Annotated in this window: 17 protein-coding genes; 3 read left to right on the forward strand and 14 right to left on the reverse strand. The window is 57.9% G+C overall.

Annotation, left to right across the window (positions count from 1 at the left end; translation table 11 throughout):
- Positions 1 to 34 precede the first annotated feature (34 nt).
- Both PPTH39_RS06820 and PPTH39_RS06825 read left to right on the forward strand, forming a co-directional pair.
- Complete coding sequence (locus PPTH39_RS06820) at positions 35 to 1,426, forward strand: MFS transporter (RefSeq protein ID WP_095019084.1); 1,392 nt, start codon at positions 35 to 37, stop codon at positions 1,424 to 1,426.
- Positions 1,427 to 1,435: 9 nt separating this feature from the next.
- Positions 1,436 to 1,960, forward strand: coding sequence for a single-stranded DNA-binding protein (locus PPTH39_RS06825; RefSeq protein ID WP_016779190.1), 525 nt, complete (start codon positions 1,436 to 1,438; stop codon positions 1,958 to 1,960).
- A gap of 132 nt (positions 1,961 to 2,092) precedes the next feature.
- On the opposite strand, the gene PPTH39_RS06830 is transcribed toward PPTH39_RS06825, so the two are convergent.
- Positions 2,093 to 4,531 carry a membrane-bound PQQ-dependent dehydrogenase, glucose/quinate/shikimate family gene (locus tag PPTH39_RS06830; RefSeq protein WP_130871957.1) on the reverse strand — a complete coding sequence of 813 codons (2,439 nt, stop codon included), beginning with the start codon at positions 4,529 to 4,531 and terminating at the stop codon, positions 2,093 to 2,095.
- Between the two features lie 689 nt (positions 4,532 to 5,220).
- On the opposite strand from PPTH39_RS06830, the gene PPTH39_RS06835 reads away from it, so the two are divergent.
- Complete coding sequence (locus PPTH39_RS06835; RefSeq protein ID WP_094999496.1) at positions 5,221 to 6,513, forward strand: carbohydrate porin; 1,293 nt, start codon at positions 5,221 to 5,223, stop codon at positions 6,511 to 6,513.
- Between the two features lie 65 nt (positions 6,514 to 6,578).
- Here the strand turns inward: PPTH39_RS06835 and PPTH39_RS06840 are convergent, their stop codons facing one another.
- The 13 genes from PPTH39_RS06840 to PPTH39_RS06905 form a co-directional block, all read right to left on the reverse strand.
- On the reverse strand, positions 6,579 to 8,156 hold the full coding sequence (locus PPTH39_RS06840; RefSeq protein ID WP_130871808.1) for an aldehyde dehydrogenase (NADP(+)): 1,578 nt from the start codon (positions 8,154 to 8,156) through the stop codon (positions 6,579 to 6,581).
- A 71-nt stretch (positions 8,157 to 8,227) separates the two neighbouring features.
- On the reverse strand, positions 8,228 to 9,667 hold the full coding sequence (locus PPTH39_RS06845) for an FAD-binding oxidoreductase (RefSeq protein ID WP_130871809.1): 1,440 nt from the start codon (positions 9,665 to 9,667) through the stop codon (positions 8,228 to 8,230).
- Positions 9,664 to 10,206 (reverse strand): permease, encoded by a 543-nt coding sequence (locus tag PPTH39_RS06850; RefSeq protein ID WP_130871810.1) that lies wholly within the window; start codon positions 10,204 to 10,206, stop codon positions 9,664 to 9,666. The genes PPTH39_RS06845 and PPTH39_RS06850 overlap by 4 nt, the downstream gene beginning before the upstream one ends.
- Positions 10,207 to 10,253: 47 nt before the next feature.
- The gene (locus tag PPTH39_RS06855; RefSeq protein WP_094999492.1) at positions 10,254 to 11,345 is read right to left on the reverse strand and encodes an ABC transporter permease; all 1,092 of its coding nucleotides are present in this window, start codon (positions 11,343 to 11,345) and stop codon (positions 10,254 to 10,256) included.
- On the reverse strand, positions 11,338 to 12,342 hold the full coding sequence (locus tag PPTH39_RS06860) for an ATP-binding cassette domain-containing protein (RefSeq protein WP_130871811.1): 1,005 nt from the start codon (positions 12,340 to 12,342) through the stop codon (positions 11,338 to 11,340). The genes PPTH39_RS06855 and PPTH39_RS06860 overlap by 8 nt, the downstream gene beginning before the upstream one ends.
- 2 nt (positions 12,343 to 12,344) lie before the next feature.
- Positions 12,345 to 13,406: a TauD/TfdA family dioxygenase gene (locus tag PPTH39_RS06865; protein ID WP_095021270.1), complete on the reverse strand. Its 1,062-nt coding sequence runs from the start codon at positions 13,404 to 13,406 to the stop codon at positions 12,345 to 12,347.
- 25 nt (positions 13,407 to 13,431) lie between these two features.
- Positions 13,432 to 14,094, reverse strand: a complete 663-nt coding sequence (locus tag PPTH39_RS06870; protein ID WP_094999489.1) for a class I SAM-dependent methyltransferase — start codon at positions 14,092 to 14,094, stop codon at positions 13,432 to 13,434.
- Between the two features lie 78 nt (positions 14,095 to 14,172).
- The gene (locus PPTH39_RS23605) at positions 14,173 to 17,175 is read right to left on the reverse strand and encodes a citrate/2-methylcitrate synthase (RefSeq protein WP_198417403.1); all 3,003 of its coding nucleotides are present in this window, start codon (positions 17,173 to 17,175) and stop codon (positions 14,173 to 14,175) included.
- A gap of 36 nt (positions 17,176 to 17,211) precedes the next feature.
- Positions 17,212 to 18,207 carry a beta-ketoacyl-[acyl-carrier-protein] synthase family protein gene (locus tag PPTH39_RS06885; protein ID WP_095019078.1) on the reverse strand — a complete coding sequence of 332 codons (996 nt, stop codon included), beginning with the start codon at positions 18,205 to 18,207 and terminating at the stop codon, positions 17,212 to 17,214.
- A gap of 4 nt (positions 18,208 to 18,211) precedes the next feature.
- Positions 18,212 to 19,786 carry an acyl-CoA ligase (AMP-forming), exosortase A system-associated gene (locus PPTH39_RS06890; RefSeq protein ID WP_130871812.1) on the reverse strand — a complete coding sequence of 525 codons (1,575 nt, stop codon included), beginning with the start codon at positions 19,784 to 19,786 and terminating at the stop codon, positions 18,212 to 18,214.
- Positions 19,787 to 19,796: 10 nt separating this feature from the next.
- Positions 19,797 to 20,972, reverse strand: coding sequence for a type III PLP-dependent enzyme domain-containing protein (locus PPTH39_RS06895; protein ID WP_095023475.1), 1,176 nt, complete (start codon positions 20,970 to 20,972; stop codon positions 19,797 to 19,799).
- Between the two features lies 1 nt (position 20,973).
- A complete protein-coding gene (locus PPTH39_RS06900; RefSeq protein ID WP_165446499.1) occupies positions 20,974 to 21,951 on the reverse strand; it encodes a beta-ketoacyl-[acyl-carrier-protein] synthase family protein in 978 nt (325 codons plus the stop codon).
- 13 nt (positions 21,952 to 21,964) lie between these two features.
- The gene (locus PPTH39_RS06905) at positions 21,965 to 22,954 is read right to left on the reverse strand and encodes a ferritin-like domain-containing protein (protein ID WP_094999484.1); all 990 of its coding nucleotides are present in this window, start codon (positions 22,952 to 22,954) and stop codon (positions 21,965 to 21,967) included.

The raw sequence follows: 22,954 nt of genomic DNA on the forward strand, positions 1-22,954 counted from the left end.
ATAGAATCGCCGCCGGTTCACATGAGGTTTTTCCATGCACGATCCCCACAGCGAACGCATGAGTAGCGGCGAGACCCGGGCAGCAAGCGGTCTGGCCCTTGTGTTCGCCTTCCGTATGCTGGGCATGTTTATGGTGTTGCCGGTTCTGGCAACCTATGGAATGGACCTTGCCGGTGCAACGCCCGCCCTGATTGGTCTGGCGATTGGCGCTTATGGCCTGACCCAGGCCATTTTCCAGATCCCCTTTGGTGTTATTTCCGATCGTATTGGACGGCGCCCGGTCATTTACCTGGGCTTGATTGTCTTCGCGCTGGGCAGTGTGCTGGCGGCCAATTCCGATTCGATCTGGGGCGTCATTGCGGGACGCATCCTGCAAGGTGCGGGGGCGATTTCTGCAGCGGTCATGGCGCTGTTGTCAGACCTTACCCGTGAACAGCATCGCACCAAGGCCATGGCCATGATCGGCATGACCATCGGCTTGTCATTTGCCGTGGCCATGGTGGTGGGCCCGCTCCTGACTCGCGCTTTCGGGTTGTCCGGGCTGTTTCTGGCGACGGGGGCAATGGCGCTGTGCGGGATCGTGATTGTGATGTTTATGGTGCCGCGTTCCACCGGTACCTTGCAGCATCGTGAGTCCGGAGTGGCGAAGCAGGCCTTGCTGCCGACCTTGCGCCATCCCGACCTGTTGCGCCTGGACCTTGGCATTTTTGTGCTGCACGCCATGTTGATGTCGAGCTTTATCGCACTGCCGCTGGCGCTGGTCGAGAAGGCCGGCCTGCCCAAGGAACAACATTGGTGGGTGTATCTGACGGCCTTGCTGATTTCATTCTTCGCCATGATCCCGTTCATCATCTACGGCGAAAAGAAACGCAAAATGAAACGAGTTTTGCTCGGCGCCGTCGTGACGTTGATGCTCACTGAGCTATTCTTCTGGAAGTTCGGCGACAGTTTACGAACGCTGGTGATTGGCACTGTGGTGTTTTTCACTGCGTTTAACCTGTTGGAGGCTTCATTGCCTTCGCTGATCAGCAAAGTTTCACCCGCAGGCGGCAAGGGCACGGCGATGGGGGTTTACTCCACCAGCCAGTTCCTCGGGTCGGCACTGGGCGGCATACTCGGCGGCTGGCTGTTTCAGCATGGCGGTCTGTCGGTTGTGTTCCTGGGAGGCGCAGGTCTGGCTGCACTCTGGTTGGCCTTTGCTGTTACCATGCGTGAACCACCGTATGTAACAAGCCTGCGCCTGCCGTTATCGCCCGAGGCGTTGCGCGAAGCAGGTCTGGCTGAGCGTCTAAAGGCAGTCAATGGCGTTACAGATGCAGTGATCGTGGCTGAAGAGGCTGCGATTTATATCAAATTGGACACCGAACTATTGGATCGCGCGACACTCGAGCAGTTGGTTAACCCAGCGCCGACGTGCGAAGCCTAGGAGAACGTTATGGCCCGTGGGGTTAACAAAGTTATATTGGTCGGCACATGCGGCCAGGATCCCGAAGTTCGCTACTTGCCTAACGGTAATGCCGTGACCAACCTGAGTCTGGCAACCAGCGAACAATGGACTGACAAGCAAACCGGTCAGAAAGTCGAGAAGACTGAATGGCACCGTGTATCGATGTTCGGCAAAGTGGCCGAAATCGCCGGCGAATACCTGCGCAAGGGTTCGCAGGTGTACATCGAAGGCAAGCTGCAAACCCGTGAGTGGGAAAAAGACGGTATCAAGCGTTACACCACCGAAATCGTGGTCGACATGCAAGGCACCATGCAACTGCTGGGTGGCCGTCCACAGGGCGACCAGCAAAACCAGGGTGGTGGCAACAACTACCAGCAACAACAGTCGGCTCCGCGTCAGCAGGCTCAACGCCCTGCACCGCAGCAACAGCAACAGTCGCGCCCTGCGCCGCAACAGCAGGCCCCGCAGCCAGCTCCGGATTTCGACAGCTTTGATGACGATATTCCGTTCTAGGTCTTGCCTTGGGCTTAACAGCTTCAGCGTTACCTAAAAAGCCCCGAGAGTTCTGCTCTCGGGGCTTTTTGTTTGCCTCAAAAATAATCCCCGTAAACGGGGATTATTTTTTACATAAACGCAACCAGCCGTTTATTTTTCAGCGCTGTCCGGTAATGCATACGCAATGATGTAATCACCTACGTCAGGGGAGTGGCTCATGCCCCCTGCAGAGATCACCACGTATTGTTTCCCGGTAACCGGTGATTTGTAGATCAGCGGTGCGGCCACTGCGCCGACAGGCAAGCGTGCTTTCCACACTTCTTTACCGGTTGCCGAGTCGAGCGCACGCAGGTAGTAGTCTTGAGTCCCTGCAAAGAACACCAGGCCCGAGGCTGTTGAGGTTGGACCACCCAGTGTTGGCATGCCCAGCGGTATCGGCATGTGGGTTTTAATTCCCATAGGGCCGGTATCCTGGACGGTGCCCATAGGCACTTGCCACACCAGTTTCTGAGTATTGAGATCAATCGCACTCATGCTGCCGAACGGGGGTGTATTGCACGGCACGCCCAGTGGCGATTGCAGAATGTCGATTCTCACGCCGCCATAGATACCGGCGACTTGTGGGCGAATGGTTCCCATGAAACCGGGCACTTCGTCAGTCGATACTTTGAACTTGCTGGTGTCTTCCTTCGTCACCAGCGACATCCGCAGGGGCACACGCATGTCGTTAACAAACATCATGCCTGTATTTTCGTCGATGGAGATGCCCCCCCAGTTCATACCGCCCAACAAGCCTGGCCATTCGATGTACGGTTTCTCGGACGGAGGTGTAAACGGGCCCACGTAAACGGAGTCCTTGAACATGATCCGGCAGTACAGTTGATCGAAAGTCGTCACGCCCCACATGGACTTCTCAGTCAGTGGCTCAACACCAATAGTTGGCATTCCGACCGAAAACGGTTGAGTCGGTGACAGGTGCTCGCCTTCAGCAGCAGGTGAGGTTGGAACCGGACGTTCTTCAACTTCGGTAACAGGTTTGCCTGTACGACGGTCCAGAACAAAAATATTGCCTGTTTTGCTGGTCTGGATCAAAACCGGCGTTTTCTCGCCGTCAGCGCTCTTCCAGTCATACATGACTGGCTGAGAAGGCAGGTCGTAATCCCACACATCGTGGTGAACGATCTGGTAAACCCACTTGGCTTTACCGGTCGATGCATCCACAGCTACAACCGCCGAGCCATATTTTTCCTTGGCCGCGTTGCGATCACCGCCCCAGTAGTCCGGTGGGCCATTGCCTGTTGGCAGGTAGACCAGGTTCAACTCTTTATCGTAAGTAGGAATAGTCCATACGTTAGGCGTTTCCAGCGTGAACTGGTGATCGTCGGCAGTAGCGTCCTTACCCTCAGGTGCGCCTATGTCCCATGCCCAGACCAAATCACCGGTCAGCACGTCAAATGCACGCACGGCCCCTGAAGGCTCGCCGGCTACAATGTCACGCACCCAGCCGCCGACTACGGTCAGATGACCCATCACAACCGGCAGAGAGGTTGGGTGATAGCGTTTGCTCTTCTCGGTCGGGCCCATGCCTTTCTTGAGATCGACGTAACCGTTCTCACCAAAGCTCGAACACAGGGCGCCGGTGTGCGCGTCAAGCGCAAACAGACGGGCATCTACCGACGACACCAGAATGCGCTGACGGCATTGTTGGTCGTTGTCGTGCGAAGCCTTGACCTCAGCACTCAGGCTGTCGTCTTTATCGATGTCGTAATAACCCACGCCGCGGCAGGTGACGTGTTCTTCGGTTTTGGCTTTAGGGTCGAACTTCCAGAGAGGAGCCCCAGTATCACCATCCAGTGCGGTGATCAGATTCTCTGGTGTGCATGAATACAGCACGTTGCCAATCTGCAACGGCGTGTTTTCGTCTACGCCTGCACCAGCCCCGGTCGTTCTGCGCCCTGTTCTGTATGTCCAGGCGACCTGTAGGTCCTTGACGTTTTCTGGGGTGATCTGCGTGTAAGGCGCAAACCGGGTACCCGATGCGCTGCGACCATAGTATTCCCAATTTTCAGGCGTATCGGCAGTAGGTTCCTTCGGCTCGGATGCCTTCGACGCGACCACAGGATTTGAGATCGCACCGTGAGGGTAAAACGCAGCAATAAAGGTAGCGATCAACGCGGCAAATACCGCAAAGCCAAACCGGTTAGCCATGCGCCGAGTCGTCAGGGATGTACCCGGGAACGTCGCGCCCACCCACAAACTAAGTGTCAGGATAATGGCTGGAACGACAAGGCGTGGCAGCAGTTCCCAATAACTGAACTGACCTACCTCATAAAATGCCCAGACGCATGTAGCAAGGAAAATAAGTGCCGAAAATATAATGCTGAAACGTTTACGCCATAACAATAACGGGGCGAGTAGCAAATAAGCCAACCCGGCTATTAGATAATAACTTGATCCGTCCAGGGCCAATAACATGACCCCGCCGTATATCAATGTCACTGCAACAGCAAAAACGAAGAGGGAAAATATTATTCTCGCGAGCGAGCTGATTGCCCGTCTTTTAGTGGGTGATTGATGGTCATCCGTCATTTTCATGAATGCTCTATGGGTGAATACAAAACTGTTCGTCGTCGGTGCGAACAGCCCGGCCGAATGATCGATTCGGACGTAATTGGTTGGGCGTAAATCCTCTGGCACCTCGTCAATCAAGCGTTAAAGCGCTGAAAAACCAGGTCGTTACCCGGTGAGTCGGATGCTGAACGCGCAGTTGCACACAAAGGACTGAAGGTTCTACGAAACCTGGAGCGGAGCATCAGTGCTCTATAGGGTTGGATTTTGTGACTTTGTTTGCGCTAGCAGGCTAATTTTAATCGGATGATGCCTCGGATAAATCCAGCGCATTGGAAAACAATATTGATGAAACAGTAACAATCAAGTAGTCGTGAGCGACTCAATAGGTGCAGAACGTCATCGGTGCTGGGTGGCCAACGAGCAATGAGTCATAGGCACGATGAGCAGATCTGTTGAGTCATCGCTTCAGGTTCGTGCCTGTTAGTTCAAGAGCTGGCATTCAGGCGAATTGTTACGAACGCACCAACAATGTTTCTTGCAGAGTTGGATGTATTCCAAAAAAGCTAATGCTTACACTTAAGCGTTGTTACTAACGTCAAGCGACGTTATCCAATCCAATCCAGTCCTTACACCCTGACGCAAGCAGCATAAGGCGACTTGCTAAACAGCCTTGATCATCTGCGTTTTTTCAACGGAGCACCTTTCGAATGTTTTTTTCTTTCCGCGCGCTGCTGAGTACCAGCCTGTGCAGCGGTTTGTCGTTCTGTATGTTGGCCCCTGCTTCAGCGTTGGCAGATTCTACGGACTTGATGAGTCGCTCAACACTCACCGGCGATTGGGGAGGGGAGCGACAGAAGCTGGTCGACAAGGGGATTAAGCTGACGGGTGAATACAGCTCCGAGACGATTTCGAACCTGCACGGCGGGATAAAACGCGGCACTCGCTATGCGCAACAAATACGCATTGGCGCGCAGTTTGATCTGAGCAAGTTACTCGACACTCCGGATGCTGGCGTGGTGCAGATCATTATCAATGACCGTCGTGGCCACAGCGCCACGGAAGATTTGCTCGGTAACCGCTTATCAGCTCAGGAAAACTATGGGGGTGAATACACCCGGCTGACCGAGTTCAGCTATCAACGCAATCTGTTTTCCAAAGACCTGTCGGCCAAGGTTGGATATATGGTCATGGGCACCGAATTTGGGGGGATGCCCATCCTGACCAACTTTGTGAGCGCCGGTTTTTGTGCACACCCGTTAACCATGTCCAGCGGCAGTGGATGGGGTAACTATCCGACGGCACACTGGGGGGGAGAACTGCGTTACGACGTTAACCCGTCTCTAACGCTGCAAACCGCTGTGTTCCAAGTCAACCCGGAGCACAACGCACGCCCTTCTGAAGCGTTTTCCATGCCCAGCAACGGCACCACCGGGGCTATTTTGCCACTGGAGGCGATTTTCAATAATCATGCCTTTCTGGATGGTCAGTACAAAGTCGGTTGGTATTACGACACGTCCAATTACCAGAAAATTGGCAGCACAGAAAAGAGCAGTAACCGTACCGGGGCTTACGTGTTGTTTGATCAGGCCATCTGGAAGGACGAGCAAGACCCTGAAAGCGTATTGCGCCTTTTCGGGCAAGCGGCCACCAGTAACGCTGCGACTTCACCGATGCGTCGTTGGTATTCGGTGGGTCTGGTCAAGCAGAAGCCCTTTGCAAACCGCCCCAAAGATACTATCGCCTTTGGTTATGGCCGCGCCGTGATCAATTCGCGCACGCGCGATGAGCAAGAAGCGGCTGCAATCAATTTTGGGGAGTCAGACATGATCGCCAGCCTCGACAACGGCGAGCAGATGCTTGAACTCAACTATGGCGCGCAAGTCACGCCCTGGCTGCTGGTGCGACCGGACATGCAGTACTACATCGAACCGGGCGCGTTCTTCGGTAAAAAAAGAGGAAACGCATTGGCTGTAGGACTACAGATCAAAGCGACTTTTTAACAGACGGGCTGGCGCTTTGTGCGTTACGAACCTGAAAGCGCAGGCTATTAAGCGATCTCCGCGACTCAGGCAAGCACACGTTGGCCATTGACCGTGCGCCACAGCTCGAGCGGATTACCCTCCTGTAGCGCTTCAGGCATCAAAGCCGCCGGCAGGTCCTGATAACACACCGGCCGCAAGAACCTGTCGATGGCACTGGCGCCGACGGCGCTACTTCGACTGTCCGAACTGGCCGGGAACGGGCCGCCATGTACCATCGCGTGAGAGACCTCGACGTTGTTCGGATAACCGTTCACCAGGATGCGGCCCGCCTTGCGCTCAAGAATGGGCAGCAGCTTTCTGGCCAGCGAATGATCAGCATCATCCAATTGCATTGTCGCCGTCAGCTGTCCTGACAGGTGCTCGGCCACCGCCAGCATTTCATCTTCGTTCTTGCAGGCGACGATCAGCGAGCTGGGGCCGAATGTTTCGTCGCCAAGCCGTTCTGTTGTGAGAAAGGTGGCTGCATCGGTTACGAACACTGTGGCCTGCGCGGCACTTGGCTTTTCTGCAGGGCACCCTTGGCCCAGCGTTGTAATACCGCTGATGTTGCCTGTCTCCTCGATCCCAGCGAGGTAGGCATGATGAATCCCCGGCGTCAGCATGGTTGCTGCCGCCTTTTTGTGCAGGGCGTCCAGGGCCGTGCTGCAAAACTGGGTCAGCGGCTGACCTTCCAGGGCAATCACCAAACCTGGATTTGTACACAATTGGCCGGCACTCATCGTCAGAGCCTCAACGAATCCACGGCCGATTTCGCTGGCGCGCATCGACAGCGCATGCGGCAACAGGAACACGGGATTGATGCAGCTCATTTCGGCGTACACCGGAATCGGTTCGCTGCGTTGCGCCGCGGTACGCATCAGCGCCAGACCGCCTTGTCGCGAACCCGTGAAGGCGACTGCCTTGATCGCGGGATGGCTGACCAGGGACTGGCCGAACGGATGACTGTCGCCAATGAGCAGGGAAAACACGCCCTCTGGCAAGTTGTGGGCAGCGGCTGCCTGTTGAATCACCTGGCCTACCAGTTCAGACGTACCCAGGTGAGCTTCGTGTGCCTTGACCACTATCGGGCAGCCAGCGGCCAGGGCAGCGGCGCTGTCGCCGCCGGCAACCGAAAACGCCAGGGGAAAATTGCTTGCACCAAATACAGCCACTGGGCCGAGCGCGATTTTGTGCAGCCTCAGGTCGGGGCGAGCAGGGATGCGTGTCGGCAATGCGCAGTCGAGGGTGGCGCCGAGGTAGTGGCCGTCGCGCACCACCTGGGCAAAGAGTCGCAACTGGCTCACGGTGCGACCCCGTTCGATGATCAGGCGCGCTGCCGGCAATCCGGTTTCGAGAGACGCGCGCCCGATCAGCGTGACCCCCAACGCCAGGATGCCCGTGGCGATCGCTTCCAGAAACTGGGCACGCTGTTCTGCCGTGGTCGCGCGGTAGCGATCGCAGGCCTGCTGCGCCAACGTGCAGGCCTGTTCAATGTCAGCGATACCGCCGACGCCGAAGTCAGGCCCCAGCGTTTCATGGGTGGCAGGGTTGATTGCAGACAGCAATCCTTTGTCGCCACGCACTGCCGACTGGCCGATGAGCATTTTGCCGGTAATCATCATGTGTCCTATTGTTTGCTGTGCCATCGTCAGGCCCGATTTTTCCTGGAAATGAAATGCGCAGGAGGTTGGTTCTATGTGTAGCGGTAGCGGCCCAACACAGCTTGGGGATCCATTAAAAGCTGCATAGCCCTGCTGATTTCCTGCACCTCTGGGGGCGTGTACTTGCCGTAATAAGCTGCATTCACAGGCCCGACGCCATGCTCTGCACTGAAGCAGCCGCCGTTTTCGGTCACCAGCTTATAGATGCCGCTACGCACAGCGACGACCTTGGCGATGCCGTACTGGCTGATGTGGGCGTGCGGCACCAGCACAATCAAATGGCAGCCGCCGTCGGCAAAATGGCCGAAATCGTAAAGCTGTAGCAGCGGATGTTCGCGCTGTAACCACTGTGCAGCCTGATCACGGAAAGCGACCAAGCGTGAGCGCGAAAACGCTACGTCGAACGACAGTGGGATACCTTCCTTGGCGATGGCCAGCGGCAGGTTGTCTCGCAGTGGCCAAAAGCTGCTGGTATTTCCAAAGGCGGCGTCGAGAATTCGGCCGCTTTCATACAGCGCTTCCAGCACCTGTTCGGTTCGTTGCGCAAAAAGGCTGTGCAAGCCAGGCATGCTGCTGGCGATCTCAATCAGGGCGTAGCAGCTTGCCGACGATTGGCCGAACGGGTGGCGCAGCGTGGGGAAGTTGCGCAACGTAATGGCGAGCGCCGCCTCGGAGATCACTTCGAACGCGCACAGCAGATCGCCAAATTGAAGTTCGAAAGCCTGCAACACCTCAAGCGCTGTCCCATGGTCAGGCAAGGCCACAAACACGCTTTGCGTCGACTGGTCGATGCGTTTGAGCTCAAGCGTCGCCGCCGTAATGATGCCGAAGGCGCCACCGGTGCCGACAAACAACTGCTTGAGGTCAAGCCCGGTATTGTTCTTGCGCAGCGGTGCGAGGAGTTGCACCACGGTGCCGTCGCCATCGGGCAGCACCACTTCGATACCGAGCAGGTTATGGCGCACGTCGCCATGCTTGAGCAAGCGGCTGCCGCCGGCATTGGCGCCAATTAATCCGCCTATGGCCGGGTCGCTGCCGATATCAATAGGGAAATACAGCGAATGGGTTTCCAGTGTGCGATTCAGTGCTGACAAGAGCGTGCCGGCTTCGACAATCACCGTGCGGTTCAAGGGATCAATCTCGCGCACTTGGCGCATGCGCGAAAGTGAGACGATCACTTGCTTGCCGGAGTTGTCGGTGACGGCACCGCCCACCAATCCGCTGCGGTTGCCTTGGGCGACCAGCCGTATGCGATGGCGCACCGCGATGCGCATAAGCGCGCTGACAGCGTGGGTATCGCACGGGATGACGACCGCCGCCGCTTTGCCGCGGCAATGAGCAACGTCGATTTCATAGGGGGCACAGTCCGCCCCGGTCAGCAGCGACGCCTGCCCCAGAACTTCGGCGACTTCGGCCAGAAACGCGTGGAGTCCCGAGGCTTGTCGGTCCACGGTATGTTCCAGTTCGCTCATTGCGCCGCCACCATGCGTTTGAGCAACTGGCTGCGTACCAGCACCAATGCGACGACCGGCAATACGCCTCCCAGCAGCGTGTTATGGCGAAAAGCCAGTGACACCGCGACGGCGATGGCAGCGCCAATCAGCAACATCACAGAGAGTTTTCGGACCAAAGCCTGGTCGCTGCTGGTTTCGCCGATAAAGCCGAGTGGAGAAAACCGGGTGGCACCCATGCCAATCACCAATACGCACGCCAGCACGGGAGCAGCACCCAGCTCCTGCCCCCACACTTGCAACGCAGCGGTAGAGACCGAAGCCAACAGGGCGCCAATCATCAGGTACAGGTCGACGCCCATTGCGATCCAATGGCCAGGGCGGTAATTGAACAGCCAGAACAGGTGCGCAATGCTGAGAATACCGCTGAGCACATACGCGGTATCCCAGCGTACGCCTGCCTCACCCGGGCCGAAACGGCCATACAACAGGAACACGATGACCGGAATGAATGCGCTGGCATTCGACAAATAGGCACGGCCTAGCTTGCTGATAGACATGCGGGTTTCCTTGGATAGAGATGCAATGAAATGCCTGAGTCCCGGGCTTAACTCTTGTGCCAGCGGAACATTAAGGTGGCTGCGGTGAGAAACAACGTGGTCCAGCCTGCCATGGCCAACAAGGGCAGCCACAGCGAAGGCAAGGGCGCTCCTTCGAGCATCACTTGGCGCAGTACCGAGACAAACTGGTTGATCGGAATCACCGAGAGAATGCTTTTGATCCAGGCTGGCGCATCGTTCAACGGGATGGTCAGGTTGCCGAAGAACAGGGCCGGGTAATGGATCAGATGGCACAGCAATTCGGTTTCCTTGACCGAGGAGGTGCGACTGGCCAGCAGGGTGCCGAGGCTCAGCAACATGGCGCCGCCCAGCAGAATGACCGGCAACGCACGCATGGACTGCACGCTCCACAGCGAGATATCAATGCCGTACCCGTACCGCGCCACCAGCAGCAAGGTGCCGACAGAAATCAGCATCATGAGCACCCGCGACACGAGAATAGAGGCCAGAAAGACCAGCTTCGGCACTGGAAAGCAGGCGTAGATCTTGAGTGCATTATGTTCACGCAAGCTTGCAATCGATAAGGCGGTGGACATGATGCCGAGTGACATCAAACAGATGACCAGAATGCCGGTTGTAAAGAACTGGCCGTAGTCGAAGGGCTTGGCACCGGAGGCCGTATCCTCGAAACGCACCAGGTCTGTTGAGACGATGCCGCGTCTGGCCGCTGAACACCTGACCGCGGCGATCTCGATCACGCGCGCTGCGGCGCGTACCGCCAGCTGACCCTTGAAGTCATAGTGCACCTGCAACGGTTCGTCGCCGGCCGCAAAGACGATGCGTACCGTGTCTGCTGCGATGGGGGCAGTGCTGCTGACGGTTGAAAAATTGGCCTTTACCGGATCTCCGCCAGCAAATGCCTGCTGGATTGCTAGCTGGCAACTGGTGTCCGAACTGGCCTGGGCGTCAGCCTCCAGAAACTGGATATTTACCGTGCCGAGTGAACCAGGATGACCGAAAGCCATCAGCATCACGGTCAACAGCAGGATGGGAAAGGCCAGCGCCCAGAACAGCGCCGACTTGCTGCGAAAAAACCCCAGCAGCTCGTTGCGCGTCAATATCGCCAGTATGCTAAACATCCTGTTCTCCCTGGGCGCAGAGGTGCAACATGTCGCGGTAATGGGTGGGGCCGAACTCAAAGTGCTGGAACGCAACATTGCCGATCAGGCGGCGTATCGACTGATCCAGTTCCTGCGTGCCATAGACGCTGATTTCAGTGTTTGATGGCCTCGACAACCGCAACGTGGTGCTTTCGCGTTCCAGCTGGTGATAGATGGCGTTGATATGATCACTGTCGTCCAGCTGCAGATAGGCATGGAAGGCGCCGACCAGGCGGTTCTTCAATGCTTCTTTATCGCCTCGATACTTAACGCCGCCGTTGCACACCCACACCACATCGCTTGAGGCATCCAGCTCCTCCTCCGAGTGGCAAATCATGATGATGGTCAGGTCGGCCAGGTCGTAGCGCAGCAGGTGTGCGACGCGCTCGATATACGCTCGGTCGAGCCCGGTAAACGGTTCGTCAAGGATTGCGATTTCCGGGTGGTGTGCCAGCGCCACGAACAAATCGAGCCGCTGTTTCTGGCCGCGTGACAGTGCCCGATAGGGCAGTTTGCGCAGCGCTTCGATATCCAGTGCCTGCGCCACCTGCGGGTCTTGCTTGCCGTACAGGGCCTGATGCAAATCGAGGATTTCCCTGACATTCGACGAGTCTTCATATTCGACCCGCTGCAATTGCACCCCCAACCGCTTGCGGTGCCGGGTGCTTTGCAGAAAACGCGACGCCGCAACCCCCAGAATCTGCGCTTCTTCCAGATGCGCCTGACGGAAGCCGAGCAAGGCTTCGATCAGGGTGGTTTTGCCAGCACCATTGGGGCCAATGATGGCGGTATGTCGACCGCGCCGGAACTGCAGATCGCGGACCTCGAAGTGGAAACTGCCAGCGCTGACCCGGATCAGTTTGGCCGCCGCCGCATAGGGTTCATCAGTGCGCGTGGGTGCCAACTGCACCTCACGGTGCAGGGCAGGTTCGGACAGCCCGTGTGTTTCGTCCGTCAGCAGGATTTGACTGTTCATGTTCAATCGAACAACGCGACTTGGACATCGCGTTTGCCTTTGTAGGGATTGCGGCCATGGGCGACGGCAATGTTATCGATCAACAACATGTCACCGCTGTGCCAGGGAAACGCAATCTCCTGCGCCTCCAAGGCGTCGTATATCGGCGCGATTTCATCCTCCGAGATCGGCGAGCCGTCGCCCAGCCGCACATCGTAAGGGCGTGCCGGTTTGTCCTGATAGGCGTGCTGAATGTAGGCGTAGCCCGGCTTGCCGAGGGAGCGGGCGTTGTTGTGTTGGGTCGACAGTTGATTGAACCAGATCGCTTCGCCGGTCAGCGGATGTTTCAACATGGCATCACCGGTATGCGAGACCGTGATGCTGCCATCGTCGAGCCACTGGTAATCGAGGTGGGTATCGCGGCACAGCTGTTCCACCTGCTGCGGATCATCGGTCAGGAACGCTTCATCCCAGGGGCGGTGGTATTCGCGCATATGGGTGTTACGCGGTTCATTCTCGGGTGTGCTGGGGGCACGGAAGTTGCGCAAGTACTGGATGCGCGCGGCGCTGAGGCGTTCGATCAATGACGGTGACAGGCGACGGGTGACGGCTCGCATATCACACAGTATGGTTTCGCCGCCTTGGTCAGAGGGCTGTTTGCAAAAGAAAGCCAGTTTCTGTGGATAGTGCGCCATGTAGGCCTTTTCCTGATGCAGACCGATTTTCAGGGTGGCCGGGATGCGTGTCGATTCGTAGACTCTGCCTTCGATGTTCTTGCGTGGCGTGGCGCCGCCGATATAACCGAACGCATGCTCAGGATAGTGTTGCGCAATGGCCTGGAAGTCCGCGTTTTCGCGCAATGGAAAACCACGGAACAACAGGCAACCGAACTCCAGCAGCATGCTGTCAAAGATTGCCTGGTGCTGGCGATACCACGTCGTAAAAGCCTCGCGGTCATCGCTTAGCGTACTGTCGACAGGCGTTATGACGAGCGGCATGTGCTCCGGCGACAGAAAGCCACACTGTACCCGTGAGCCGCCCAGCATTTCGTTAAAGTGCTCAACCCTATCTAAACGATGATCCATAGCCTTTTCCCCGACGAGTTGCGTATCAAGCCAGCAAAGGCTTTTTGATAAGGATTTCGAAACCCAGTGCGCCCATGCCGGAACTTGGGCTGGTCACTACCGTGCAATGGTCCAGACCCGCTTCGATGACCAGCGCGCGCGCTTCTTCCAGGGTGACTTTTTCTTCAACATGGGTCGGTGGATAACCCACTGAAGCGCGCATTTGAGTGAACTTCTCCAGCAAGTCGGGGGCGACGTCGCGGCGCATGTCGTGCACCAGGCCAACCCCGCCCGGCTGCAGTACGCGATACATCTCCGTCAGGCTTTTCAGCTTGTCCGGCAAGTGATGCAACGTGGCACGGCTGACCGCCATGGTCAGGCTGTTGTCCGCGAAGGGCAGGTCCAGGGCGTCGCCGACCTTGAGTTCGATGGTATCGCTCAGGCCTAGCGCTTCGATGCGCGGTCGGCCTCCTTCGAGCATGGTTTCGTCCAGATCCAGGCCGATGAAATGCCAGCCTTTCAAAACCGGGTCGGCCGCCAGACGCACCGGGACCACGACGGTGGCGGTGCCGATATCGACCAGGGCGCCCGGCGGCAAGTCGCGGGCAATCTGGCGGATGCGGGTGACGAACAACACATCCCAGGGTTCCAGTGCTTGCGAGGCAAAGCGGTCGTACTCGTCAGCAGGGCGTAGATTTTTCAATAACATGGATACGTTCTCGTCTTGGTTAGCGTTAGAAGAAGATTCAGCGTTGAACTAGCCAGTGCGTGTGGCTCATTTCTTGTCTTACAGCCACCCCACTGGAACGGTGGCCAACAACTTGCGCGCGGCTTTGCTGTTGACACCGAAAGCAGGGCGATCGCGCCGCTCGATGGCATGCGCGACCATGGCCGCCACCCGGCCACAGAGCCCCAGGCCGACACCCCAACGGGCTTGGGTCACGCCGAGATCGAGCAGGGCTGCGGCGGTGATGAAGTCAATATTCGGACGTAGGCCTTTGCGCTCCAGAACGTGGGCACAAACAACGTCGTAAATCTCCAGATAGCGCCCCCCGAAACCCCACTGGGAAAACAGGGCCCTGATGTGCGGCGGTCGTGGGTCCTGCACAAACAGCGGATGGCCAAAGCCAAACAACAGGTTGCCCGGCTGATCCAGCGCGAGGTCGACCGCTTGCCGTATGTCAGCAGGGCTGGCTTGCGCACTGATGGTCTTGAGCCAGGTCATCGCTTCTTCTGCTGCGCCGACATGGTTCGGTCCGCTGGCCATGAAACCGGCCGCCACGGCCTGGGCAAGGGTGACACCGGTGCCGATGGCGGTACGGGGTACCAGCACCGTCGGCGTGATGTAGCCGAAACCGGCGTGCCAGGCCACCAGCAGGGCATCAACGACACTAATGGCTAATGGGTCGATATCGGTCGCGCCCATTGCGGTCAACACGACCTCGGCGTGATGCGTCGATGCTGCGCCGGGGGCGCTATAACCGAGCGCCGTTTGCAGAAAGTGCGGCGTTGAAGCAACGCTGACCAGGCCCTCGATAAAATCCTGATGCGTAGGCAAGTCGCGAACGGTGGCTTCGATCAGGACAATATGTTCCAGCGCTGCCAGATCACCGAGAAGGCCGCAGGCGGCGGCCTGAACGATGCCGGCACCGCTGTCGGCCACGGCTTCGATGCCACGTCGATAGGCAGGCTCCGCCGACAGGTGGCTGGCAATGCGTACCAGAAGGGCGTCAACGGCCTGGCTCTCAGCAGGGGTCGGCAGGCTGCCAAACCACGCCAGCCATAGCGCTGTGGGGAAGTCGACAATGCCGATCAGGTCATTGAGGTTGCGACCCCTGACCCACAGCCCTTCATTAGGCTCAATCGTGGCGCCGTCGATATTGGTACCGCGATACAGGGTGCGTGGTCCGCCAAACAGGCTCTGCGGCGGTGTGGGTATCAGCGTGTCGGCCTGTGCCAACTCATCAAGCGCAATGCCGCAGTGGGCGACCAGCAGGTTTTCTATTGTGTGTGCGTGTTGCGTGACCGTCGGCAGGATGTTGGCGAAAAAATAATGGGCGGTCTTGACCTTGCCACGGTAAAAAGCGGCTTCTTCGGCACTCAGTGGCTCGCGCAACTGACGCTCGGCCAGGCAGGCCGATTCAAGCAAGACCCAGGCGCTGGCGGTGAGACCGAGCATTTCCAGGAAGCGGGTATAGAACTGGCTGGTTTCGTGTGTGCGGCCTTCACGCACGTGCTCATTGATACGGGTTAGCGCCTGCTCCACGGCAACCATGGCGTTTTCCAGTGCCGGGAATTGGTCGTGCAGCTCAGAACCGACACCCGTTGTGTTGTTCAAGAAGGCATCCAGCTCTTCGCGCAGAAACTTGATCAGGCGTGAGTTCCTGCCAAAACCGAGCTTGTCGCGCACCAGGTCCTGGGACTGGATGTAGTTGGTCCCTTCCCAGATCGACAGGATTTTCACGTCGCGCGCATTTTGCTCGACAGGGTAAGCATCGGTGTAGCCGATACCGCCATGCACTTGTATCGCCAGTTCGCAGATTTTCCAGGCCTGGTCCGAGACGAACGCCTTGCACACCGGCGTGAACAGCAGCACCAGCTTGCGGTATTTTTCGACCTGGGCTTCGTCCAGTACCGGCTCGGCTTCCAGGGCAAATGCCTGGGTCGATGCGCCGGTCAACTTACCGAGCAGGCCACGGCAACCTTCTACCCGGGCCTTCATTTCCAGCAGCATGCGCTGCACGTCGGCGTGTTCGATGATAGCCACAGGCGGGGCGCTGGCATCGGAGGTGCGACTGATTGCACGGCCCTGGAACCGTTTGCCGGCGAAATCGACTGAATGCAGATAAGCGCTGGAAGCCAGGCCCAAGCCGATAATTGCCGTGCTCATACGGGCCTGGTTCATCAAGGGCACCAGTTGCAGCAATCCGGCATTCTTGCGGTCGCCCAGCAGTACGGCGCGGGTGGTGCCGGTTCGACCAAACACCAGTTGGGTATTGGCGCAGCCCTTCAATCCCATCTTGCGCAGCAATGAAGTGCACTCGACATGGTTGTCTTCCAGCTCGCCCGTTTCGGGATTAGGCCAGAAGCGCGGCACCAGCAGGCAGGACAGCGAGTAGGAGGTCGAGGTGGTGGTATTGATGCGGCCCAGGACAAAGTAAACGGTGTTTTCGGTCAGCGTATGCATGCCCGCCGAGATGTAGACCTTTTCGCCGCTGACGGCGTATTCGCCGTTTTCAAGGGGTTTTGCGACAGTGGTGACCGCTGTCAGGTCGCTGCCGGCCTGCTGCTCGGTGGCGCAGAAACACGCGTCCCAGTCGTAGCGCTGAAGCTTGCGCAGGTACGTTGCCTTTTGCGCTGCGGTAGCGTGCAGCTTCAACAGCTTGATGGCCGGAAAATTGAAGCCGCCGTAGGTCATGAACGCCGGATTGGCGCCCATGAACATTTCCTGGATGGTTTGCCGGATCAGGGGTGGCAAGGCCGGTTGCTGGGATTCGCTGTCGATGCCCAGCACCTGAATCCACTCTTCCTTATAGCGCTGCCAAAGTCCGTGGAACTCTTTGGGGATTTCGACCTTGCCGTTTTCCAGCAAGTGGCATTCCTGTCGGTCGGAGGCTTGATAGGCCTTGCCTAACTCATAAGCGAACGCCCTGGCGCGCTCCAGCAAGGCATCGAAGTAAGTACGATTTTTGTCGTTGAACGGCGCCCGTGTGAGAAAATTCTGGTCGGTTTTATGCAGTTCCCACAAAAAAAAGCGAAGCTCACGCAGGCTGACTTTATAAGCAGACATAGGTTTTCCTGATTAATAAGCGGTGTGTATCTGGGTTCAGGCGCCAGCCTGGATCTCGGCCACAATGGCGCCAGCGGTGCCACACAGCGCCGCATCCCAAAGCAGGGCGGTGGCTGTTTTACCCTGAGGCAGGGTGGCGCGCAGGCGCATAAGCGACAGCAAGGGGGCCGCGCTCGAGTGGTGCGCGCGGGCACCGAGTTCGAAATGTCGCTCTTGTGCAATGCCCAGTTCGCGACTGACGCCCAAGGAGAAGCTGTCGCTGAATCCGGCCGGTAATACCCAATCGATATCACTGGCTTTCAGGCCGGAACGTTCGATTGCCGTTTGCGCTGCGCTCACCGCCATCGGATGCAGGCGCTCAGCCAGAGCGGCAGGGGTCAGCCCCCAGGGGTTGTCAATGGCCGCGCCATAGTGCACCGCCGAGGCGCGTATCGCCCCCCAGCCAGGCGTCGTCTGAGCGTCGCCATCGAGCAAGATGGCGGCTGCGCCGTCGCCGTACACCACCAGATCCCCCCAGGCGCGAAAGAAGGGGTAGAGCCACTTATCGGACGCCACCAGCAGCACCTTGCCGCCGAGACTGACCAGCGCTTCGATCATGGTCAGTGCGTTGAACACGCCGGCAGTGCCCGATTGGCCGATGGCGAACGGCAACGCGTTGGGCAAGCCCAGTGCATGCTGGATACGGCCTGCGACCGACTCATTAATGCGTTGGTTAAGGGCGCTATTGGTCACCACAATGTGGGTCACCTGTGCCAGCGTTTCTGCCGGAACCTGTTGACGCAATCGCGTGACCGCTTCCAGTGCCAGGTCGGCGCAGCTTTGCAAGGGTGGCGCTACCGGCAGGGCGATGCTCGCCGTGGGAAGCAGTCGACGCTCTTCTTCGGCGTCGATCCTGCCTTTGCCACGAGGCATGGAAAAGACCGCCGACTTGTACAACAGATGGCCATAGCCGATGTTTTTTTCCTGAGCTTGTACCGCCCGGAAAGGGGTCGTATCGGGGACGTGAGAAGCGATAGCGCGGATTCGAAGCATGAGGCTATTCCGTGACCGTAAGTGAGGTGGAGAAAAACTCGGAAAACTGCTGCTTCAGCTGCTTTCGGTCGATCTTGCCGTTCGGATTGCGCGGTAAAGGCAAGTCATGGAAGGACACATGCAACGGCACCATATAGGTCGGCAGTTTGTCCCGGCACAGCTTGATCAGTGCCTGGGCGCTGGTTTGTATCTGCGGATGGGCGAACAGGCTGATGATGATGGCTTCGCCCTGTTGCGGATGCGGTACACCAAACGCTGCCGCCTCGGTCACGTCATCCACGGCAAAGAGGATTTCTTCGACTTCGGTGGGGCTGACGCGATAACCGGAGGTCTTGATCATGTCGTCGCTACGGGCAACGAAATACAGATAATCGTCGCTGTCGCGGTAGACGATATCGCCCGACCAGACCGCTGTTTCGGTACGCGAAATCTGCTGGTCCGGGTGTAACCAGGGACGAAAGCGTTGAGCGGTCAGTTCTGGATCATTCCAGTACCCGAGCGTGACGAACGCCCCGCGGTGCACCAATTCACCGTGCTCTCCAGCGGCACATTCGCTGCCGTCCTGGCGCATCACGCGAATATCAGCATTGGGGACCGCCTTGCCGATGGAGTCGGGTCGTGTGACGGCCGCTTCCGGCGCCAGGTAGGTGGAGCGGAAAGCCTCGGTCAAGCCGTACATCAGGTACGGCAGCGCATTGGGAAATGCGGTTTTGAGTTTTTCCAGCAAAGGCGGTGGCATATGCCCGCCGGTATTGGCGAAGCAGCGAATGCGAGCGCCGGCAGGCTGCGGCCATTGCACTGACGCCAGTTGCATCCACAGTGGCGGCACGCCGGTAATCACGGTGACGCCATGGGCTTCACAGAACGTCGGGACTTCGCCCGCTTGCAGGAAATCCAGCGGGGCGTAGCAAGCACCGCTGACCAGCGCCGTGGTCAGCTGACTGAACCCGGCATCGAAGCTCAGCGGCAATACGCCCAGGATGACGTCATCGGCCCGCAAGCGCAGATAGTGAGCGACGCTATAGGCGCCAGACACCAGGTTACGTTGCGACAGCACCACGCCTTTGGGCCGTCCCGTAGAGCCGGAGGTGTACAAAATGGCCGCAGGATCACTGTCTGTGACGGCGGCGTATGCGTTGAAAAACGCCGCATCGGTCAGTGTGTTCAGGGTCTCGGACTGTAGTTTTTCCAGTTGCCAGGTATCGAGTTCGATGTCATTCAACGCCGCCTCGATGCGTCTTAGGCGTGGCCCCGTACTGATGAGCAAGCGAGCACCGCTGTCCAGCAGGATATGGCGTACCTGTTGCTCTTTGAGCTGAGGATTGATGGGCACCAGGATCGCACCCCGGGCATTGATTGCCAGGAACATGACGACGGTTTCGTACTGCTTGCCCGTATAGACAGCGACGCGTTCGCCCGCTTGCACGCCGCTATCGGCCAGCCTCTTTGCCGCCAGGCGCACGTCCTCCAGCAATTGGGAATAAGTCGCCATCTTTGCGCCTTGCGCGAACGCACGGCGGTCGCCATGGTGTTGGGCGCTGTCTTTCAACAGGTCGTACAAACTGATGTGGGCGGTCATGGTGACGTCCCTAGGATTGGTGGATATAGGTGTGTGCCGGGCTCTGCGAGAGGAAAGCGCTGACGCTGTACGTCTGGTTGTAGGCGCCGCAGTTGTCGAAGATCACCAGATCGCCCACGCTCGGCGGGGCCGACAGTTCATGACTCCAGCCGATCACGTCGGCGCGGCTGCAGGTGCTGCCCACGAACTGGATCGGCAACGGGGGCGCGTCCCCCGGTGCCTGTTGACGCCGCAGCAGGCGCGGCTGCGCGTAGTTCTTCAACATGGCCTCAGTTTTGGCCAGCAGGAAGTTGTGGCTCAGGCCACCGTCGCAGACGGCAACGTAGCGCTCACCCAAGGCTTTGACTGAACGTACGCGGGTCACGAAAGTGCCTGCGCCAGCGAAGACCCCGCGCCCGGACTCGTGGACGACCTTGAAGTCTTTTTGCAGCGGCGCAATGCGCTGGCGATAAGCGTCAAACGTCTGCGCCTGGTTGTTGAAGTGCTCGGAGAAACCGCCACCGACGTTAAGAAATTCAACCGGCATGCCGGTGAGGCGTGCTACTTGTGGCGCGAATGCAGCGAGCGCATGGGCAAGGGCGGCGGCATCGGCACCCTTGTCATCGATGTGAAAGCTATTGGAGCCCGCAAACGTATGGAGGCCGATGATTGGCACGTTGGCCTGGGCCAATGTAACCGTCGTCAGCAAGGCGTCTTGGCGACTCATGCCGAAGTGGTCCGCCGGGTGTTTGCCCGAGCTGACCAGTTGGCCCGCGTTCAAGCGCAAAATCGTTTGCGGCGCGGTCTGTTTGCCGATGACGCGAATCAGTCTCTGCGCCTGCTCCAGGCTGTCGATGATGAACGTGCAGCGTGAGGCCAGGGCCGCGCGCATGAAATCTTCATCCATTGACGGATTGTTCACGTATTTGGGGGTGTTGATGCGACCCGCCACAATATCGAGTTCGCCCAGGCTGGCCAGCTCCACACCGTCGACGAAGGCATGGCCGCAGCGGATCAACAAATCCAGGTTTGGATTGGCCTTGAGCGACACAATCAACGGTGTACCCAGACGCTCGCGTAAATCAGCGTAACGCGCCTGTACGACAGTGGGGTCCAGTACGTAGCAAGGCGTTTTCAGATTCAGCAGCCATTGGTCGGTCGTTGCGTCGTCGCTTCTGACAGGCGCGCAGGCGGTGGTCATGGTCATGTCAATTCACCGGATGAAGGGTCAATGCCGAAAATGAACCGTTGTCCGATTCCGTTATGTTCATCAGGTGCGCCCCGGCATCGACCTTGCTCAAGCCAATATCGGCAAGGTTGATCGCCAGGTCCGAGCCAAAGGAGTGGCCTTTGTTCAGAATGTTGTCGGAGTAGAGCGTGGAGGAGGGAATGGCCATGGCGCCACAGAAGGCTTTCCAGCCAGAGTGGTTGGAGTTGTAAGGCAAAATGCATGAGAAATCGCTAAGCGCCATGCCACAGTCGGCCACGGCTTCCTTCATGACTTTGCGGGTGTAGTGCCACTCCAGATTGAACATTTCCTTTTTCACCGCGTTGTTGGTCACGGAGCCCAGATACCAGCTGCCGTAATTGCGCACGGCCGTTGCACCGACCCGGTTACGCCGGCTGTTACGGGTCACCAGCAAGCACCCTGCGCCATCACTTAAGATGCTTGCCTGCAACACCCGGTAACGCTCGATAAAGACGCGGTCGGACGACACGATCAGCACCGAGTGCAATTGGCTATGGACATTCATCAAGGCCTTGGCCATCTGAATGGCGACGCTGATCGACGAGCAATTGAGCTGTGCGATCGAGCCGGCCCAGACAGGCTTTATGCCGAATGCCGTGGCCACTTCCATGGGCAGGCTGCGTGGCGCCGGCGGTACGCTGAATAGCCCGGTATGAACATGGATGACCGCACCGATGTCGCTGCCCTTGAAGCCTTGCTCCTCTTGCAGGCGAGCGACAGCGCGCTTGGCCAGCTCGACCTCGTCGATGTCCGGTGATACATGGAAATAACGGCAACCCGCATTGCGGATCATGTCAAAGCGCTCGGCGGGCAACTTATGGTGCTGAGCCCAGTCATTGAGGTCCTGGCGTTCGCCGGGTAACTCGTAAGCGGCGGCTTCAATACCGATCGTGAAGGGGGCGGGGCTGTTTGTTGCCGCAGTAGTTGGGGGCGTCATGACTGTATTCCTGTTAAGCCGGCATTGGCATGGCGGCGTAGTCCAGCACTCTGAGCTTTTCAAAGGCATCGCTTACACGGGGCGTCAGCAAACCCATTTCGCGGATGGTCGGCACCAGCCGCCGGAAAATGGAACGGCGCATGGAGTTGGCCACTTCAGAACTCCTGACCAGGTGGCTGCACTCTTTTTTGGATAAGCCCATCGGCTCCCATATGTCGTCGGCGCACAGGTGCTCGTACAAGGTGTAAGCACCTTCAACCACAAACTCTTCGCGCTCCTTGCGTTCAGTTCCGCTCATTTCCTTGTACACACTGCCCAGCGTGATGCGGCCAATGGCGAAATGGCGCGCCTCATCGCGCTGAATGCGCGTCATCAGGTCTTTGATAAAAGGGTCTTTGGTGTAGGCGACCATGCTTTGAAACAGTGACAGCGCAATGCCCTCCACCAGCACTTGCATGCCGAGGTTGGTCATATCGAGTTTGCTGGTGGTAATGGTGTCTTCCAGCAGGCCTTTGAGCGCCTTGCTCATGGGGTAGCTGATGGGCAGCTTGTTATTCACCAGGCGCCCGAATGCTTCAATATGACGGGCTTCATCGATGATTTGCCCGGCAGCACAGAGGCGAGCCGAGAGGCTTTCTTCTGCCACCGCCAGTTTCGATGCGCAAATCAGGGCAGCCTGTTCACCGTGCAGTACCTGTGACAGGGTCCAGCCTTGCGAGTGATGGCGAATTTCGGCGCGGTTTTTTTCATTCATTTTGTTCCAGACATCGGTGCCGTAGATCAGCAGTGTGCCGTCCGGCATGCCCAGAGGATTGTCCGGGTTGAGCTCGTAGCTCCAATCGATGTCGGTATTGACATCCCACTGGTTGGCCTTGGTTTTCTGATACAGCGCATTCAAGCTGTCATTGCTGAAATCGTAGGTCTGAGACATGTAAGCCTCGACCGAGAAATTCCACTTGATCGGCTCGCCATCATCCAATGTCGGTTTGTGCTCTGTTTGCAT

Origin of the sequence: Pseudomonas bubulae (genome assembly GCF_900618535.1) — a bacterium.
Classification (GTDB): domain Bacteria; phylum Pseudomonadota; class Gammaproteobacteria; order Pseudomonadales; family Pseudomonadaceae; genus Aquipseudomonas; species Aquipseudomonas bubulae.